At 61.1% G+C, this 14572-nt stretch carries 19 protein-coding genes and 1 pseudogene; 10 read left to right on the forward strand and 10 right to left on the reverse strand.

Annotated elements, in window-relative coordinates:
* Positions 1–3: 3 nt before the first annotated feature.
* Together NKH28_RS30810 and NKH28_RS30815 are read right to left on the reverse strand one after the other, a co-directional pair.
* Positions 4–405: a VOC family protein gene (locus tag NKH28_RS30810; protein ID WP_352502119.1), complete on the reverse strand. Its 402-nt coding sequence runs from the start codon at positions 403–405 to the stop codon at positions 4–6.
* 10 nt (positions 406–415) lie between these two features.
* Complete coding sequence (locus NKH28_RS30815) at positions 416–1159, reverse strand: SDR family NAD(P)-dependent oxidoreductase (RefSeq protein ID WP_352502120.1); 744 nt, start codon at positions 1157–1159, stop codon at positions 416–418.
* A 132-nt stretch (positions 1160–1291) separates the two neighbouring features.
* On the opposite strand from NKH28_RS30815, the gene NKH28_RS30820 reads away from it, so the two are divergent.
* The 6 genes from NKH28_RS30820 to NKH28_RS30845 all read left to right on the forward strand — a co-directional run bounded on the left by NKH28_RS30820 (position 1292) and on the right by NKH28_RS30845 (position 5714).
* On the forward strand, positions 1292–2209 hold the full coding sequence (locus NKH28_RS30820; RefSeq protein ID WP_352502121.1) for an AraC family transcriptional regulator: 918 nt from the start codon (positions 1292–1294) through the stop codon (positions 2207–2209).
* Between the two features lie 267 nt (positions 2210–2476).
* Positions 2477–2728 (forward strand): hypothetical protein, encoded by a 252-nt coding sequence (locus NKH28_RS30825; RefSeq protein WP_352502122.1) that lies wholly within the window; start codon positions 2477–2479, stop codon positions 2726–2728.
* A 312-nt stretch (positions 2729–3040) separates the two neighbouring features.
* Entirely contained in the window at positions 3041–3973 is a 933-nt protein-coding gene (locus NKH28_RS30830; RefSeq protein WP_352541807.1) for an alpha/beta hydrolase, read from the forward strand.
* A 19-nt stretch (positions 3974–3992) separates the two neighbouring features.
* Positions 3993–4940, forward strand: coding sequence for an RNA polymerase sigma factor (locus NKH28_RS30835; RefSeq protein WP_352981107.1), 948 nt, complete (start codon positions 3993–3995; stop codon positions 4938–4940).
* Positions 4941–4977: 37 nt separating this feature from the next.
* Positions 4978–5313, forward strand: a complete 336-nt coding sequence (locus NKH28_RS30840; RefSeq protein ID WP_352981108.1) for an SGNH/GDSL hydrolase family protein — start codon at positions 4978–4980, stop codon at positions 5311–5313.
* A complete protein-coding gene (locus tag NKH28_RS30845) occupies positions 5286–5714 on the forward strand; it encodes an SGNH/GDSL hydrolase family protein (protein ID WP_352981109.1) in 429 nt (142 codons plus the stop codon). Before NKH28_RS30840 ends, NKH28_RS30845 begins: the two co-directional genes overlap by 28 nt.
* 72 nt (positions 5715–5786) lie before the next feature.
* Here NKH28_RS30845 and NKH28_RS34575 read toward each other — a convergent pair whose 3' ends face one another.
* Genes NKH28_RS34575 through NKH28_RS30855 form a run of 3 tightly spaced genes read right to left on the reverse strand, consistent with a single transcriptional unit; the run spans position 5787 to position 6657 of the window.
* A complete protein-coding gene (locus NKH28_RS34575) occupies positions 5787–6365 on the reverse strand; it encodes a GFA family protein (RefSeq protein WP_502906685.1) in 579 nt (192 codons plus the stop codon).
* Complete coding sequence (locus NKH28_RS30850) at positions 6293–6538, reverse strand: VOC family protein (protein WP_352981110.1); 246 nt, start codon at positions 6536–6538, stop codon at positions 6293–6295. The genes NKH28_RS34575 and NKH28_RS30850 overlap by 73 nt, the downstream gene beginning before the upstream one ends.
* A complete protein-coding gene (locus NKH28_RS30855; protein WP_352981111.1) occupies positions 6490–6657 on the reverse strand; it encodes a VOC family protein in 168 nt (55 codons plus the stop codon). The genes NKH28_RS30850 and NKH28_RS30855 overlap by 49 nt, the downstream gene beginning before the upstream one ends.
* A gap of 88 nt (positions 6658–6745) precedes the next feature.
* On the opposite strand from NKH28_RS30855, the gene NKH28_RS30860 reads away from it, so the two are divergent.
* The 3 genes from NKH28_RS30860 to NKH28_RS30870 all read left to right on the forward strand — a co-directional run bounded on the left by NKH28_RS30860 (position 6746) and on the right by NKH28_RS30870 (position 9643).
* Positions 6746–7402: a TetR/AcrR family transcriptional regulator gene (locus tag NKH28_RS30860; protein WP_352541809.1), complete on the forward strand. Its 657-nt coding sequence runs from the start codon at positions 6746–6748 to the stop codon at positions 7400–7402.
* Positions 7403–8107: 705 nt separating this feature from the next.
* Positions 8108–8677, forward strand: coding sequence for a TetR/AcrR family transcriptional regulator (locus tag NKH28_RS30865; RefSeq protein WP_352680894.1), 570 nt, complete (start codon positions 8108–8110; stop codon positions 8675–8677).
* Between the two features lie 48 nt (positions 8678–8725).
* On the forward strand, positions 8726–9643 hold the full coding sequence (locus NKH28_RS30870) for an oxidoreductase (protein ID WP_352920795.1): 918 nt from the start codon (positions 8726–8728) through the stop codon (positions 9641–9643).
* Positions 9644–10356: 713 nt separating this feature from the next.
* Here NKH28_RS30870 and NKH28_RS30875 read toward each other — a convergent pair.
* The 5 genes and pseudogenes from NKH28_RS30875 to NKH28_RS30895 form a co-directional block, all read right to left on the reverse strand.
* A pseudogene (locus NKH28_RS30875) lies at positions 10357–10469 on the reverse strand (alpha/beta fold hydrolase); the annotation flags it as partial.
* 3 nt (positions 10470–10472) lie between these two features.
* Complete coding sequence (locus NKH28_RS30880; protein ID WP_352473461.1) at positions 10473–11285, reverse strand: SDR family NAD(P)-dependent oxidoreductase; 813 nt, start codon at positions 11283–11285, stop codon at positions 10473–10475.
* A gap of 34 nt (positions 11286–11319) precedes the next feature.
* Positions 11320–11826, reverse strand: coding sequence for an SRPBCC domain-containing protein (locus tag NKH28_RS30885; RefSeq protein WP_352450990.1), 507 nt, complete (start codon positions 11824–11826; stop codon positions 11320–11322).
* A gap of 3 nt (positions 11827–11829) precedes the next feature.
* The gene (locus NKH28_RS30890) at positions 11830–12429 is read right to left on the reverse strand and encodes an NADPH-dependent F420 reductase (protein ID WP_352541811.1); all 600 of its coding nucleotides are present in this window, start codon (positions 12427–12429) and stop codon (positions 11830–11832) included.
* Between the two features lie 62 nt (positions 12430–12491).
* Positions 12492–13226: an SDR family NAD(P)-dependent oxidoreductase gene (locus NKH28_RS30895; protein WP_352473458.1), complete on the reverse strand. Its 735-nt coding sequence runs from the start codon at positions 13224–13226 to the stop codon at positions 12492–12494.
* Between the two features lie 276 nt (positions 13227–13502).
* Between NKH28_RS30895 and NKH28_RS30900 the strand changes: the two genes are divergently transcribed.
* Positions 13503–14399 carry a LysR family transcriptional regulator gene (locus tag NKH28_RS30900; RefSeq protein WP_352502130.1) on the forward strand — a complete coding sequence of 299 codons (897 nt, stop codon included), beginning with the start codon at positions 13503–13505 and terminating at the stop codon, positions 14397–14399.
* Positions 14400–14572 lie beyond the last annotated feature (173 nt).

Raw genomic sequence — 14572 nt, forward strand, 5'->3', positions numbered from 1 at the left:
GCCTTAGCTCCCGTGCTGCCAGCTCTTGAAGACGAATTCGAGGCTGCAACCGTCCAGGTCTCTGACCTGCGCCGCATAGTAGCGGGGATCGTAGTGCAGCTGCGGTCCCTGTGCGTTGATCTTGGTCGCACCGGCCGCCAAAGCTTCGGCATGGGAGGCATTCACCATCGCTTCAGAATCGGCGGCGAAACCGACATGCACCGCGCCGGGTGCTGCCGAGCCCTCCCTCAGCCAGAAGAACATCCGGCCCTTGGCGCCGAAGCCCTTGAGGTCGGGATGCCCCGCCGGTCCGTCCTTACCGTCGTAGTCGAGGCGGTCGGTGACCCCGAGCATAGGAAGTGGCCTTTCGCAAAAGGCGATCGACCGCGCCGTATCATTTACTGTCAGGAGCACATGATCGAGCATGTGAGCTTCCTCAAATCATGTAGCCGCCGCCAATTTCGATGTTCTGGGCGTTGATCCAGCGGTTCTCGTCTGACAGCAGGCTGGCGACCATGCAGCCGACATCGTCCGGTTCGCCGACGCGACCGAGCGCAGTCTGCCCGGCGAGTAGCGCCTCGAATTCTTCGCTTAGCCCACCGCCAAGCTCGGTGCGGATGGGCCCCGGCGCGATCGAGTTGGCACGGATGCGGCGCTCGCCGAATTCCTTGGCCATGTAGCGCGTCAGCACCTCGAGGCCGCCCTTGAAGGAGGCGTAGGGCGCAACGCCGGCGGTCGCGACGCGGCTGGTTGCGCTGGTGACGTTCACGATCTGACCGCCATCGGCGATCAGGGGAAGCAGGGCCTGCGTGAGAAAGAATGGCCCCTTGAGATGCACGCGGAACAGTCCATCGAACTGCTCTTCGGTCACCGAGGCGATGGGGTTATAGAGCCCGTACCCCGCATTGTTGACGAGGAAATCGAAGGTCTTTCTGTTCCAGGTCCTTGCCAGCGCTTCGCCGACTGCGTCGCGAAACGCAAGGAACGCCGAACTGTCGCTGACGTCCAGCTTTATGGCGACTGCCTTGCCGCCATCCGCTACGATCGCCTTGCCGACCTTCGCTGCCGCATCCGGATTGCTGTTGTAAGTCAGGATGACACCCATGCTGCGCCTGGCGCACTGGATCGCGACGCTGGCGCCGAGGCCGCGGCTGCCGCCTGTGATGATGACGATGCTCATTTGGTGCTCCTTGGATTTGCTGACCAGGTGATAGGCGCGGGGGATCGCGGCCGCTCGCACGATCCTACTCGGATCTTGCCTATTTCTGCTTCCCTGTTGATCGGCGTGCACCGCTGTGAAACAACGATGCCCATGGGCACGCAGCTTCAGGAACTCAGGCAGCTGGCTTCTCGCGCGGAAAACCGCCGCACGGAGACGGGCATTCCGCGTGTCGCCATGGTTCAGGGCGACATACCGGAACATCAGCTTGCCGCCGTCTACGATCCCATGGTCAATCTGATCCTGAGAGGGTCGAAGACGATGACGGTCGGCGATCGGACGTTTCGCTACGATCCCGCGACCTATTTCGTGATGTCGGTCGATCTGCCGGCGGTTGGCTCCGTGCACCCATCTGAAAACGGAGAACCCTATCTGGCGATCAGCCTGACTCTGGAGCCGGCGATCGTCGCCAATCTGCTGGCCGACCTGCCCAAACCTGCTGGAGGTGAGCTCTACAGACCCGGCTTCTCCGTCGCGCCGGTCACACCGGACCTGCTCGACTGCTGGCTTCGCATGCTGCGCTTGATGGAGCGTCCGAACGAGATCGCAGCCCTGGCGCCTGCCTACGAGCGCGAGATCCTCTTCCGCGTGATGCAGGGGCCGCTCGGCTGGATGCTGCGTGATGTCGCCACGCCTGACACTGCTCTCTCGCGGATCGGGATCGCCATCCAGTGGATCAGGGAGAACTTCGCCAAGCCGTTGCGCGTCGAGGCTTTAGCGGAGATGGCGGCTCTCAGTGTTTCCGCGTTCCACCGCCATTTCAAGGCCGTGACGGCGCTCAGCCCGCTGCAGTACCAAAAGCACGTGCGCTTGCTACACGCCCGATCCCTGCTCATTGCCGGAGAAGGCAACGCCACGTCCGTCGCGTTCGGTGTGGGTTACGAAAGCCCAAACCAGTTCAGCCGCGAATATGCTCGTCAGTTCGGGTTGCCGCCGTCGAGAGATGTGGCGCGATTGCGCCAGAGAGGCCCACGCAACGCCGAACATTTGCTGGCGATCAGCAATGGATGAATGTCGCGGGGCGAACTCGCGGACGACGAAGGACTACACCGTAGGCAGGGCTTCAATTCAATCCTGCTCCGACGTGGAGATGATATCCTTGTCGAGTCACATTCTTTTTTCTGACACGCAAAGGGTGAGCGATAGGGGAGGGCACAGCAGGCCTCACAACGCGACCTTCACTTCGCGCGCCTGGCCAAGCGGTTGTTTGAAGGTGAAGGACGTTCACGCGCCGGGGATGGCGGACCGAGCCGTGACGGTATAATTCCGGGAGGAATCGTGGGCGGCGTAGTCTGGCGTAGAGGCGGCGGTGCGGGCCAAGGAGTGATGTCGCCGCCGCGCCTGCCGATAGATGGCGGAACCATAATTTCCGCGATATGCCAGAAAAAACCAATGATTTCAAAAGCCGGTACTTTTGGCGGTCTATATGACGGTATGCAGAAACCGAAAAAACATTTTGTGAAGCGAATTCAAGTTCTTAAGTTAACGATTGATAATCGAGTGGGAGTGACGAGGAGTACTGCGGAGTAGAAGAGGATAGAGCAGCACGTTTAAGGCGATGTTGGCTCGGCGATAATAGTCAATAGTCCCAGCCCCGGCCACCCGGCGACGGCATAGACGAAGCATCTGGCCGATCGGCGAATGTCTGGAACGAACGTCCCACAGAGAAGGGTGGAGCAGCCTAGCCTTGCTGGGTTTGACACCCGGGGTCCGCGGCAACTGCCACCGGCGAGGCGTTGCATCTGCCGGCCACGTATCCTTTCGCTGGGTTCATCCGTCTTAGCTGTTCATGGGCACGGTCATCCTTGACATCGCCCTCCTGGACGAATTGGAGCGTGACAAATGAACAGCAAGCAGAGCCTAGCGAACAAGATACACTACGAAACGCTCGCGGAGGCTTTTCGCAGCGGTCGAGAATCGCCACAGGAAGCATCCGAGTGGTCCGTTTTGACGGCAGAACCGGGCGGCGTCGATTACGTCGAGACGAAGGTCGGCGACAAGACCGCGCTGTGGGTTCAGCCAAAAACGGGGGCCAAAGACCGGGTCATGCTTTACCTGCACGGCGGTGGCTATGTCGGCGGATCGATCTGGACCCATCGCAAGATGGTCGGACACCTTGCTAAGGCGATCGGCTGTTACGCTCTGCTCGCTACGTACGACTACGTTTTCCAGAGCAAGTTTCCGCGCCAAATCGAGCAGGCCGTGACCGCGTTCGAATGGCTCGCCGAGCAGGGTGTCGCGCCGAAGCACACCATAGCTGCAGGCGATTCCGCTGGTGCTGGCCTGATCGTTGCGGCGGCGATGAAACTCCGCGATGCGGGACGGCCGCTGCCGGCCGCGATCCTCAGCATCTCTGGCTGGTATGATCTGTCGGCGAGCGGGCACTCCTACGAAAGCAACCGCGAGAAGGACGCCTTCTTCCAGAAGGCGGTCGTGGATATGCTGGTATCGCAAGTCCTTGCAGGGACCGATCCCCGGCATCCACTCGCCAGCCCGATCTTTGCCGATCTGAAGGGCCTGCCGCCGATCTATCTGCAAGTGGGTGGAGACGAAACCCTGCTCGACGACAGCCGAGCGCTCGCCGACCGCGCGAAAGCCGCCGGCGTCGAGATGCGCTTAGACGTATTTCCGGGGATGCTGCACTCGTTCCAGATGATGGCCGGCCGCGCTCCCGAAGCCGACGACGCGATCGCGCGGTTGGCACAATGGGTTCGCCCCAAACTTGGTCTGGCCGCAACCGCGGCAACACGCGCTGAAGGTCAGGAGGTCGCATGACTGGCAAATTGAAACCAAAATGTGGCAGCTGAAGGACATGCCCGAGCGACCGACCGGCCTGTTCGATGCGCGATATCGCGCCTTCCTCGAGACGGTGTCAGGCGCCCGCGCCCAACTGCATCGCTACTGCGCCCGCATGACGGGCTCACGCCTCGACGGTGAGGATCTCGTGCAGGAGACGCTGTTCGAGGCCTACACGAAGATCGAGACCCTCGATGATCCCCGCAGGCTAAAACCCTGGTTGTTTCGCATCGCTCACAATCGCTGCATCGACTTTCTGAGGCGACGCGATGTGCGCGAGCGCGCGGAGCACGGCTATTCGGACGACATCGGCGTTGTCTCTGCAGAGCCGGCAGCGACCGATGCACGCCGCGCCATCGAACGGCTGGTTGGCCGCTTGCCGCCCAAGGAGCGCGCCTGCATCCTCTTGAAGGACGTGTTCGACTATTCGCTGGAAGAGACCGCAGAACTCGTGGACTCGACGGTTGGGGGCGTCAAAGCCGCGCTCTCCCGCGGACGGGCGAAGCTCGCCGACTTGCCCGCTGAACCTGCCGGTGAACCGAACCGTCCGCTTGATCCCGACACCGCGCGGCTCTTGCAGCGCTATGTTGACCTCTTCAACCGCCATGACTGGGATGGCGTGCGGAGCCTGACCAGCGCCGATGCTCGGTTGCGGGTCGCCGACTGCTTCGACGGCCTAGTCAGAAGTTCTCCCTATTTCGTCGAATACGAGCGAAACCCGGAGACGTGGACCATGGAGTTGGGGGCGATCGACGGAGAGCCTGTCCTGATCGTGCTCTTCCAGCGAGGCGACCGGTGGCAGGTCGCGTGGCCGGTTCGTGTCCATGTCGCCGGTCGCGTCATCGATCGCATCGAAGATTATTATGCCTGTCCATGGATGTTGGAAAACGCCGCGGAATCCGACCTGAAACTCATGACTGGGCCGGCCGTTTTGGGAAGAGCATAAGGCGACGATTTCTCACTTCTGGCCTGGCGGAGTTACGATGGTGCGTCCTCAACGAAAAATCGTGGCGTGCCTCGGGTCGAGCAGCACGGCGGGCAAGCGCCAGGCATTCGATTGGATGGCGGAGCTCCGCCGGCGGCCGGGCAACGGGCAATTTGAGTTCCGGAATTTTGGCGTCGGCGGCGACTTGGCCTACAATGCGCTGCAGCGGTTGCCGGATGTGCTCGCCTGCCGTCCCGACAAGGTCATCGTCTGGGTCGGCGGGAATGATGTTCTCACGCTCGTGTCACGCAAAGTGCGGCGGTTCTTTACGTTTTGGAAGCGTCTGCCCCGCACGCCTTCGCCCGATTGGTTCCACGAGAATCTGGCCAGATAGCACGCAGGCTGAAGCGCGAGACGGCGGCGGACATCGGCCTTTGCTCGCTCCCTCCGATAGGAGAAGCGCCGGATTCGGACGACCCGTTCCAGAGCGAGCTCAACCGGCGGATCAAGGAATATTCTGCGATCGTGGTGGCCATCGCGCACGAGGAACGCTGCGGCTATGTCCCGCTCCATGAGGCGCTCACCGAGGAAGTTCGCGCCTCGCCTGGCCGGGCCTACACGGCGTTCAACTTTCTTCCATTCTATCGCGATGCTTTTCGCGTACTGGTGCTGCGGCAGCGTCCGGATGATGTCGCCCGCGTAAATGGCTGGCTATTTCACACCGACGGCGTGCACTTGAACAGCCGGGCAGGGCTGATCGTGGCGGACCGCCTACAGAAATTCGTTCAGGCCTGAGCCCTGAGCGGCAAGGCTGTATCCGATTTGCGCACCTATCTGAATGTCTTATCGCGCAGGCTGGCGGCCGATTTATCGACCTAGCAACATCGCCACGCGCGATGCCAAAAGTTTAACGACGAACCCTAGAGGATAACCCCGGTGGCTCGGCACGTCGTCAGGAATGACATCGCTGTCCGACTTGAACTTAGTGCAAATCCGCAGCTGCAGTGGCGGGAGTTCTCCGTGAAACCGCGCTCTGTATGCCGAGACCCAATGCGGACCTCTATCGAAGTTCATTAACATCGCTGAATTGCAGCACATGGCGATGACCCTATTCGTGGCTGAAGTTTCCTTAAGCTTGTAACCCCTCAGCAATTCGGCCCCCTTGGAGCACTCGATGCGGTCCTTTCGATAGAGGATGTATGCGGTGCCGCCATCGGGATCGCGTATGGCGCCAGCACCTGGCAAAGCTTCGATCTGATCAGCTCCCTTCCGGCAGTCGTCGCAGTAGCAGGCACTGCTCACGATCGGCCTGCCGAAGGCTTTGAGTTCCACGCCACCGCAAGAGCAAGTTGCGGTCATGATAGGTGAGTGCGTCATCTGCTCGTGATCATCATGCAATTGCCCTCGCTGTCCCGAAATTCCGCGATCGTGCGCCCCGGTTGCCATGGCGCGGGGCGCGGTTCTGCTATGATCTCGGCGCCTCGCGATTTGAGTCTCTGAACGGTGACTTCGATTTCGTTGTCAACCAGCACGAGGACGGGCCCCTCAGATGGTGTTTCGTCCTTGCGCCTTAGGAGTGGAGGGTGGTTTCGGCACCTGGAAATCCGAGTTCGATCCATCGCCACAGATCATTGCTCATGGGCTGATCCGCGACGATGCGGCAGTTCAGGTGATCGATGTAGAACGCCTTGGCGCGTTCCTGGTCGAACACCGGAAGCTCCGCGAACTGGATGTGCATTGTCGATCTCTCCCCGTTGCATCTCGGTCCAAATCAAACTAGACGGTCTAGTACCCATGAGTCAATCGGCAGCGGACACGCCAGGAGCATGACCACGACGCGTTCAGCAGGTGTTTCAGAAGAACTCGAACCGCACGGACGGTCGGCGAAAAAGCGGCGGGCCATCCTCGATGCGGCTACAGAGGTGTTTCTGCAAAAGGGCTATCTGGCCACCAACATGGACGAGATCGCGGCGCTTGCGGCCGTGTCGAAACAGACCGTCTACAAGAATTTTCCGAGCAAGGAGACGCTGTTCGTAGAGATCGTGAGCAGCGTGACCAATCGAGCCAGCGATAGGGTCCACAGTAAAATGCCCGAACTCGCCGAGGGCGAAGATATTGCCGATTATCTTCAGCGCTATGCTTACCGACAGCTTGCCACCGTGCTCACGCCGCGCGTCATGCAGCTGCGCCGTCTGGTGATCGGCGAGGTCGGCCGCTTCCCGGAACTGGCAAAGGCACTCTTCGATGGCGGACCCGGGCGCGCAATTGCGGCGATGGCAGTGTTGTTCGAGCGTTTGGCTGATCACGGCCTGCTTGCGATCGATGATCCGGCCGTCGCCGCTTCCCAGTTCAATTGGTTGATTATGGGCGAGCCATTGAACAGGGCCATGCTGTTGGGTGACGAGTCGATTCCGAAACCGGCGAAGCTTCGACGGCACGCCGCGGCCGGCGTACGGGTGTTCCTTGCGTCATACGGCAAGTGAGGCACGCCACGGCGACGAGCGAATGCCGGGCGCTACCGTGCGGACCGTTCGGCCGTGTTTGACGGTCCTTTTTTGGTCCCCAGTGGGTCGCGGCTTGTTGCGGCGCGGCTTCGAAAATCGACCGATTGTTGTCGATAGTCGCCGAAACCGAGCCGATCCCGAATCGCCGAAATTCCCTTTTGAAATCAAGAGCGCAGATTTCTGACGGATCGCAGAGTCGGTTCTTTGGGGCGTGCAGAAAAGTTTGTGCTGCCGCGTCAACGCGTTACGATGGCTCAAAACGATCGAGTGGGAGTGACGGGAGCGTAGTTTCGGATACTGCGGGAAACTGTGTCGTAGTGTAGGCGGCTCACACATCTCGATAGATACCGAGTAATGTCCGCTTGTGGTGCCGTTCACGCTTTTGGATTGGTCAGGGCTGGGCGTGCCATCACCTGCTCTTATCGAAGTAGGCATGATGATGCCCCGGGGACTGCAATCAAGGCCCTGAATCCAATGCATTTCCCTTTCGACAGACATCTCGATCCCCACTGCGTCCCTTATTGAAAAGGCAGCCGCAGCCTCATGGCGTGTGCCCACACAATCTTCATTCGAGCTTGGTCGGTATGGACCGCGAAAGATGCGGGGCTGCATCCCTTGACCAATCTCATGCCATTCCCTATACATAATCGAGTATGTACTCACTCAATGCCATTGGACGGAAATATGGCGCGTCCCCTCAGTGAAGAAAAGCGACAGGCACTGCTCGATGCAGCGGCCAAGTTCGTCGCCAGCCTGGGCACAGGCGCGTCCACGGCCAAGATCGCAAAGGCTGCTGGCGTGTCTGAGGGAACGCTTTTCACTTACTTTCCAACCAAGGACGATCTGCTCAACCAGCTCTTTCTCGAGATCGAGGCCGACTTGGTAGAGATGATGCTGGCGCCATATCCGGCGGACGCTTCCCCCAAAGACCGACTATTCGCGGTCTGGAACCGTCTGATTGACTGGGGACTGGCTCACGCCACGGCGCGCAAGGCCCTTCGTCAGTTGAAGGTGTCGGATCGCGTGACAGCGGAAAGCCGGAACCGGTGTCACGCCATGCAGCGGGATGCGCGGACGATGGTGGAGGAGTGTCTCGCCGGCCATGCCGCGCCTGACAGGATCGCCTTCTACATCGATACCATTCTCTTCGACTTGGCCGACATCAGCATCAACGCGGTCACAGCCAAACCTCAGGAAAGTGACGCCATCCGGCAGGCCGGGTTCGACCTTTTCTGGAAGGGGTCTGCCGCCTGAGTTTACCCCATAAATGAGTATGTAGTCACTCATAGATAAGGATCGAAAATGTCGAATTGCAAGGGTTTCACCGAAGCTAACGTTCCCAAGCAGACGGGAAAAAGCTTCATCGTCACGGGCGCCAACGCCGGCGTCGGGTTCGAAATCGCGCGGGTGCTTGCCGCCAGGGGCGCGCGCGTCCTGCTTGGCTGCCGCGAGCAGACCAGGGCGCAGGACGCCATCGCGCGGATCAAGCGGATCACGCCGAATGCCGATCTCGTCTGGTTGCCGCTCGACCTCGGTGACCTGGACAGCGTTCGCACCGCAGCCGAGATCGCGGCGAAGGAGCCACGGATCGATGCACTCATCAACAATGCCGCGATCATGAATCCGCCGCTGACGCGCACGAAGCAGGGGTTCGAATCGCAGTTCGGCGTCAATCATCTCGGCGTGTTCGCGCTCACCTCGCTGCTCCTGCCCAAACTGGCGGAGACGCCGGGATCGCGGGTGGTCGTGACCTCGAGCATCGCGCATCTGAAGGCCAAGATCGACTGGGACGACCTCAACGCCGACAAGAGCTACATCAAGACCGATCGCTACGGCGGCAGCAAATTGGCGAACGCGCTGTTCTTCTTCGAACTGGATCGTCGCCTGCGCGCGGCGAAGTCGCCCGTCACAGCCATCGGCGTTCACCCTGGCTTCGCCAATACAAGTCTTGGCCGCCACATGGGGATTGTCCAGATCGCAGGCCCAATCGTCGGCCTGCTGCTCAATAGCTCCGACAAGGGCGCGTGGCCGGCACTTTTGGCTGCGACCGGCAAGGTGAAGCCCGGAGGCTATTACGGTCCCACCGGCCTTGGCGGAATCCGCGGTGTAGCCGGCGAAGCAAAGCGCGCGCCGCATGCCGAAGATCCCGCGCTTGCGAAGCGGCTCTGGGACGTCTCCATCGCCATGACCGGCATCGATCCAGGCTTGCCGGCCACCTGACTTCACGGCGACACGGTGCGTCAGGCCCTCGTGTAGGCTTGCTCTGGGGCGCGGATTGGACGAGCCTCGCCCGGGCGACGAAACCTTGCTATAAGAGACATGACGGTACTTTTCCGCTGTTAGCGGAGCGGCTCCCAGCCGCTAAAAATCGGCTCTCAGAGGCAATCGACCTCGATAGATGCCGAAACCATGCGAAAAATATTCAGTGAAAAATCTGTTTAAAATCAACAGCGTAGATTTTTGACAGCCCCCATGTCGGCTTATTGTCATCTAAACTGAGAAATTTCGAGGGAAATCAGATGCTTATGGTCCGTCCGAACAATCGAGTGGGAGTGAGGGGGCGTGCGGTAGAGTAGGTTGGAGTACTGTGGGATATATTCGGAAATTGTTGGTCAACGATAGGAGGCGATAGTTCGCGGGCGAGTCTGCAAGAACAAGCAGCTGTTTTGCAGGTCGGCGATAGACCTTCGATTATGTGTAGAGATGCTCAAAGGGATCGATCCACCGCGCCGTTCACAGCACATGCTTTGGATTGGGATCGGAGCGCCGATCAATTCCTCGGACAATAGACATTATGTTCCGTGGATTTGTATCATGGTCTAAGCCCCGGGGCGGGACCAACGAGACGAGCACACAGCCGCCGAGCACAGCGGGGACGGCGCCGTAGCTGAATACGTTCTCGTGCCTCGCATAGTTTCAGAGTGCTCCCGCAATGCGTGGACCGTCCGCATGCCGTGCGCCAGATCCCTGTAGGCTTAAGCGTGCCATGCTTCAGCAGCTTGGCCGACAGCGGACCCGAGTTGGCGAACGGCACAATTTGGTCGTCCTGCTACGCGACGAAGCGGACCACGCCACCATCCACCCGCAAAGCCGCGCCGGTGGTCGCCGAAGCCTGCTCCGAGCATGTGTAGATGATCATGTTGGCCACCTCATCGGTGGTCGCGAAGCGGTGGATGAGGCTCGTCGGACGCATCGCCTGCAGGAAGCCCTGCTCGGCTTCGTGCTGCGTGATTCCATTTGCGTCAGCCTGTTTCGCCATGAAGTTGCCCAGGATCTCAGAGCGGGTAGGTCCCGGCAGGACGGCGTTGACGGTGACGCCCGTGCCCGCGACCGCCTCGGCAAGCCCGCGTGAGACCGCGAGTTGAGCGGTCTTGGTCATGCCATAGTCGAGCATTTCCTTAGGGATGTTGACTGCGGATTCGCTACTTATGAACACGATGCGGCCCCAGCCTTTCGCCACCATCCGCGGCAGGTAATGACGGCTCGCGCGCACGCCACTCATTACGTTCAACTGGAAGAGGTCAAGCCAGTCCTCATCGGGGATATTTGCGATATCCTCGACGCCGTTGTAGCTCCGGATGTGTGCTGTACCGACGTTGTTCACAAGGATATCGGCGTCAGGCGCATGCGCGATCAAGGCCTTTGCCCCCTCCGCTGTCGCAAGATCAGCGGCGATACCCGAGATGTCGCTGCCGGGGAAGGCCTGCCGCATCTGCCGCACCGCCTCATCGACCCGAGCGTTTCCACGGCCGTTGACGACGACCGATGCACCGGCACGTGCCAACCCCTCCGCCGTCGCGCGGCCGATACCGGCGGTGGATCCGGTAACAATGGCCTTGCGGCCTTTGAGTTCGATATTCATCTCATTCATCTCCAAAATTAAACAGGAAGCGCAATCAATCCACTGTCGTCTTCGCTGTTTCCGCCTCCGCTGCGTGGGCGAGGCTTTCGACCCAGTCTTGGTGATACCGATAGAGTGCGCCGGGATGTTTGCGCCCGAGTTCATCGAGGAAGAAGGGGCCCTGCTGCGTTTCCTCGGTCAGCACATGGCAGCCATGGTCCGTAGGCGTGATGACCCAGCCATGGTATGCGCTTGAGCCGGTCTCGTCGCCATCAACTGTCGTCGCCCATGCGAGCCTGCGAAGGGGCTCGCATTCCGTCACGACCAGACTCATCGGAAATCCAACCGTCACACGGCTGTATCGCGTTCCGAGCGCCAGTTCCGGCTCCCCCGTCAGAATCTTGACCTGATCCTCGGCGGGAAAGTAGCTCGACCAATTCTCGGCTTCGACGAGCAGCTTCCAGACCGCTTCAGGCGGCGCCTTCACGTCAATGTCGTTGAGTGCGTAGATGGCCGACGTTTTCGGATCATATCGCTCGGGCCAAGTCACATGGTCGTACATCGATTACTGCTCCTTCTTGAACAAATCCTGGAAGATGAGCTGGCCCCAAGTGCGGCCGCGCGCGTGCACCAGCGCGCCACCCTCGTTGAGCTTTCCCAGCTTGACGGGTGCGAACCCGAGTTGTTTGGCCAAGGCCGCCACGGGAGCGGTCGCGTCCTCGTCGTCGCTCGACAGAAAGACGACACGGTGCCCGCCCTCGACGATCGGATCGGCAGCCAGGGTGGCCGCAACCAGGTGATTGAACCCTTTGACGAGCTTGGCGCCGGTGAACGCCTTCGCGACGAAGGCGGAGGACGGGAGACCGTCCAGCTCTTCAGGGACTGGAAACGCGTTCATCGCGTCGATGACCGTCTTGCCTTTCCAACTCGGCAGGGCTTTCGCAACCTCGCGATGCTCCCCGAACGGGACCGCCAAGATGATTGTGTCGGCCTCGAGTGCATCCCGCAGCGACTTGGCGACGACCGTGGGTCCAATCGCCCGAGCCTGCGGCGCCAACGCCTCGGGCGGCCGGCGGCTCGCGACGGCCACGTCGATGTTTTTACGGGCGAAGGCGTGGGCGAGGGCCTGGCCTATCTTACCGAATCCTACAATTGCGTAGCTCATAATGCTTCTCCGATCCGTGTTGGTATTGATTCCCCGGCCTTCAACGGCGCTGGGTTAGCGCGTCAGAGTTGCGCAAGACCGCCGTCAACGGCGACCTCGCTGGCAGTCATGAAGCTGCTGTCCGACGACGCGAGAAAGGCCGCCGCCGCCCCGATCTCCGCCGGATCGGCCATGCGCTGGAGCGGAGTCATCGAGGCGAAGACCTTCTGGCCCTCCTCGCCTAGCGCTTCCTTCGCTAGCTCGGTCGCAGTGGCCCCGGGCGACAGCACGTTTACCCGGATGCCGGTGCCCTTTAGGTCCTCCGCCCAGGTCCGCGCGAGGTTGCGCACTGCCGCCTTGCTCGCGCTGTAGGCGCTCATCCCCGGGGCGCCCGTGGTGCCAGCGCTCGATCCGGTCAGGATTATCGAACCGCCCTCGCTCATCAGCGGCAGCGCCTTCTGGATCGTGAAGATCGTACCCTTCACATTGGTGTCGAAGGTTTCGTCAATGTGCTCGGCGGTGATCTCGCCGAGCCGAAGCTGGCTTCCCGCCCCGGCATTGGCAAAGACGATGTCGAGGGTTCCACGCTCGGCCTTCACCGCAGCGTAAAGTCGGTCGAGGTCGGTCAGATCGGAGACCGAGCCCTTCACCGCGCGGGCATTGGGCCCGAGGTCGGCCACAGCGGCGTCGAGCGCTTCCTGCCGACGGCCGAAGATGAAAACGAAGGCGCCCTCCTCGATGAAGCGCTTTGCTGCGGCGCGGCCGATGCCGGTAGCGCCGCCGGTGATGACTGCAACCTTCCCTTCAAGCTTTCCCATGACTTATCCTTCCAGGCCTTCGCCTTTGGTTGTGCGGGGACACCCCCGAGAACCTCGAAATGGGTCCGCCGGCGTCAGTTGTTGAGTGCGGAAGCGCGCACATCGGTGGTGCGAAATCGATCCGGCTGGACGACTGACGCCAGCCGCGACGATCGGCGTCCGCCGTTCGGAATTGAGCCGCGCGCGTCGACATAGGCTATGATGACCGCCCGTACTGCTGTTCGATGTGTTAGATACGGGCTTTGGAAGGCGCACCGCGCGGTGCCGGATTGCACCATGATCGACTGGGATGACGTTCGCTACTTTCTTGCCGTCGCGCGCGGAGGCTCGGTGCGGGCCGCCGCCGAGCGCCTCGGTGTGAACCACTCGACCGTGCTGCGACGTGTCGCCCAGCTCGAGGAACGCCTCGGGGTGCACATGTTCGAAAAGCTGCCTTCGGGCTACCGCCTGACGACTGCGGGCGAGGAGGTCCTCGAGTTCGCGGACCAGATGGAAGTGTCGTCGCACCTGCTGGAGACGCGCGTCTTCGGGCGCGACCAGAGCGTGCGCGGGCTTCTGCGGGTGACGCTGGCACCGCCCCTCGCGACACACCTGCTCATGCCGGACTTCGCCGACTTCGCGCGTCTGCATCCGGACATCGAGATGGAAATCTTGTCGTCCGGCGAGCTGGCAAATCTGACCAACCGAGAGGCCGACGTCGCGATCCGCGTCGTCTACGACCGCAAAACCCTGCCGCTCAATCTTCACGGCCTGAAGGGACCGGAGCTGTTCGGCGGCGTCTATATGTCCTGCGATCGACTAGCCGCGTGGCGTGCGGGCGCACCTGATCCCATCCGGTGGATCGTCATAAGCATTCATGGAATTCCGGAATGGGCCAGCGAGGGTGAGGTTCGCACCACGGCGGTTCCCTTCAGGACCACGGACGCCGAGGCGCAGATCGTTGCTGTACGGCAAGGGCTCGGGATCACGACACTGCCCTGCTTCGTCGGCGATGCCGACCCCCTGCTGGCGAGGGTGCCGGGCACCGACCTGCACATGTACGGAACGCTCTGGCTTCTCACACAGGGGGAGACACGCAAGACGAAGCGCGTACGGCTCTTCACGGAGTTCGTATCCCGCAGGCTCGCCGCGTACGCGCCGCTTCTCGCGGGGCTGTCCATATCGCGCGACTGACGCCTGGCAGGTCGCCGATGGCGCTGTCTCGAGCGGTCGGCGGCCGTCAGAAAGAAATCGACCGATTGATACCGATAGTGTTGAAAAAGTCCGGGTTGCAGCAGTCCTGAAGCACTTCTCTATTCGGCATGTTGAGGTCAAGCGCTTTCGAGCTTGCGGCTTCTCCGGCGTTT

Source organism: Mesorhizobium sp. M1227 (assembly GCF_040318315.1).
GTDB lineage: Bacteria > Pseudomonadota > Alphaproteobacteria > Rhizobiales > Rhizobiaceae > Mesorhizobium.

Bases quoted from the DNA above. Each gene is read 5' to 3' on its own strand.
- NKH28_RS30810 (WP_352502119.1), bottom strand. From the start codon at position 405: ATGCTCGATCATGTGCTCCTGACAGTAAATGATACGGCGCGGTCGATC.
- NKH28_RS30815 (WP_352502120.1), bottom strand. From the start codon at position 1,159: ATGAGCATCGTCATCATCACAGGCGGCAGCCGCGGCCTCGGCGCCAGC.
- NKH28_RS30820 (WP_352502121.1), top strand. From the start codon at position 1,292: ATGGGCACGCAGCTTCAGGAACTCAGGCAGCTGGCTTCTCGCGCGGAA.
- NKH28_RS30830 (WP_352541807.1), top strand. From the start codon at position 3,041: ATGAACAGCAAGCAGAGCCTAGCGAACAAGATACACTACGAAACGCTC.
- NKH28_RS30835 (WP_352981107.1), top strand. From the start codon at position 3,993: ATGTGGCAGCTGAAGGACATGCCCGAGCGACCGACCGGCCTGTTCGAT.
- NKH28_RS30840 (WP_352981108.1), top strand. From the start codon at position 4,978: ATGGTGCGTCCTCAACGAAAAATCGTGGCGTGCCTCGGGTCGAGCAGC.
- NKH28_RS34575 (WP_502906685.1), bottom strand. From the start codon at position 6,365: ATGGCAACCGGGGCGCACGATCGCGGAATTTCGGGACAGCGAGGGCAA.
- NKH28_RS30850 (WP_352981110.1), bottom strand. From the start codon at position 6,538: ATGGATCGAACTCGGATTTCCAGGTGCCGAAACCACCCTCCACTCCTA.
- NKH28_RS30855 (WP_352981111.1), bottom strand. From the start codon at position 6,657: ATGCACATCCAGTTCGCGGAGCTTCCGGTGTTCGACCAGGAACGCGCC.
- NKH28_RS30860 (WP_352541809.1), top strand. From the start codon at position 6,746: ATGACCACGACGCGTTCAGCAGGTGTTTCAGAAGAACTCGAACCGCAC.
- NKH28_RS30865 (WP_352680894.1), top strand. From the start codon at position 8,108: ATGGCGCGTCCCCTCAGTGAAGAAAAGCGACAGGCACTGCTCGATGCA.
- NKH28_RS30870 (WP_352920795.1), top strand. From the start codon at position 8,726: ATGTCGAATTGCAAGGGTTTCACCGAAGCTAACGTTCCCAAGCAGACG.
- NKH28_RS30880 (WP_352473461.1), bottom strand. From the start codon at position 11,285: ATGAATATCGAACTCAAAGGCCGCAAGGCCATTGTTACCGGATCCACC.
- NKH28_RS30885 (WP_352450990.1), bottom strand. From the start codon at position 11,826: ATGTACGACCATGTGACTTGGCCCGAGCGATATGATCCGAAAACGTCG.
- NKH28_RS30890 (WP_352541811.1), bottom strand. From the start codon at position 12,429: ATGAGCTACGCAATTGTAGGATTCGGTAAGATAGGCCAGGCCCTCGCC.
- NKH28_RS30895 (WP_352473458.1), bottom strand. From the start codon at position 13,226: ATGGGAAAGCTTGAAGGGAAGGTTGCAGTCATCACCGGCGGCGCTACC.
- NKH28_RS30900 (WP_352502130.1), top strand. From the start codon at position 13,503: ATGATCGACTGGGATGACGTTCGCTACTTTCTTGCCGTCGCGCGCGGA.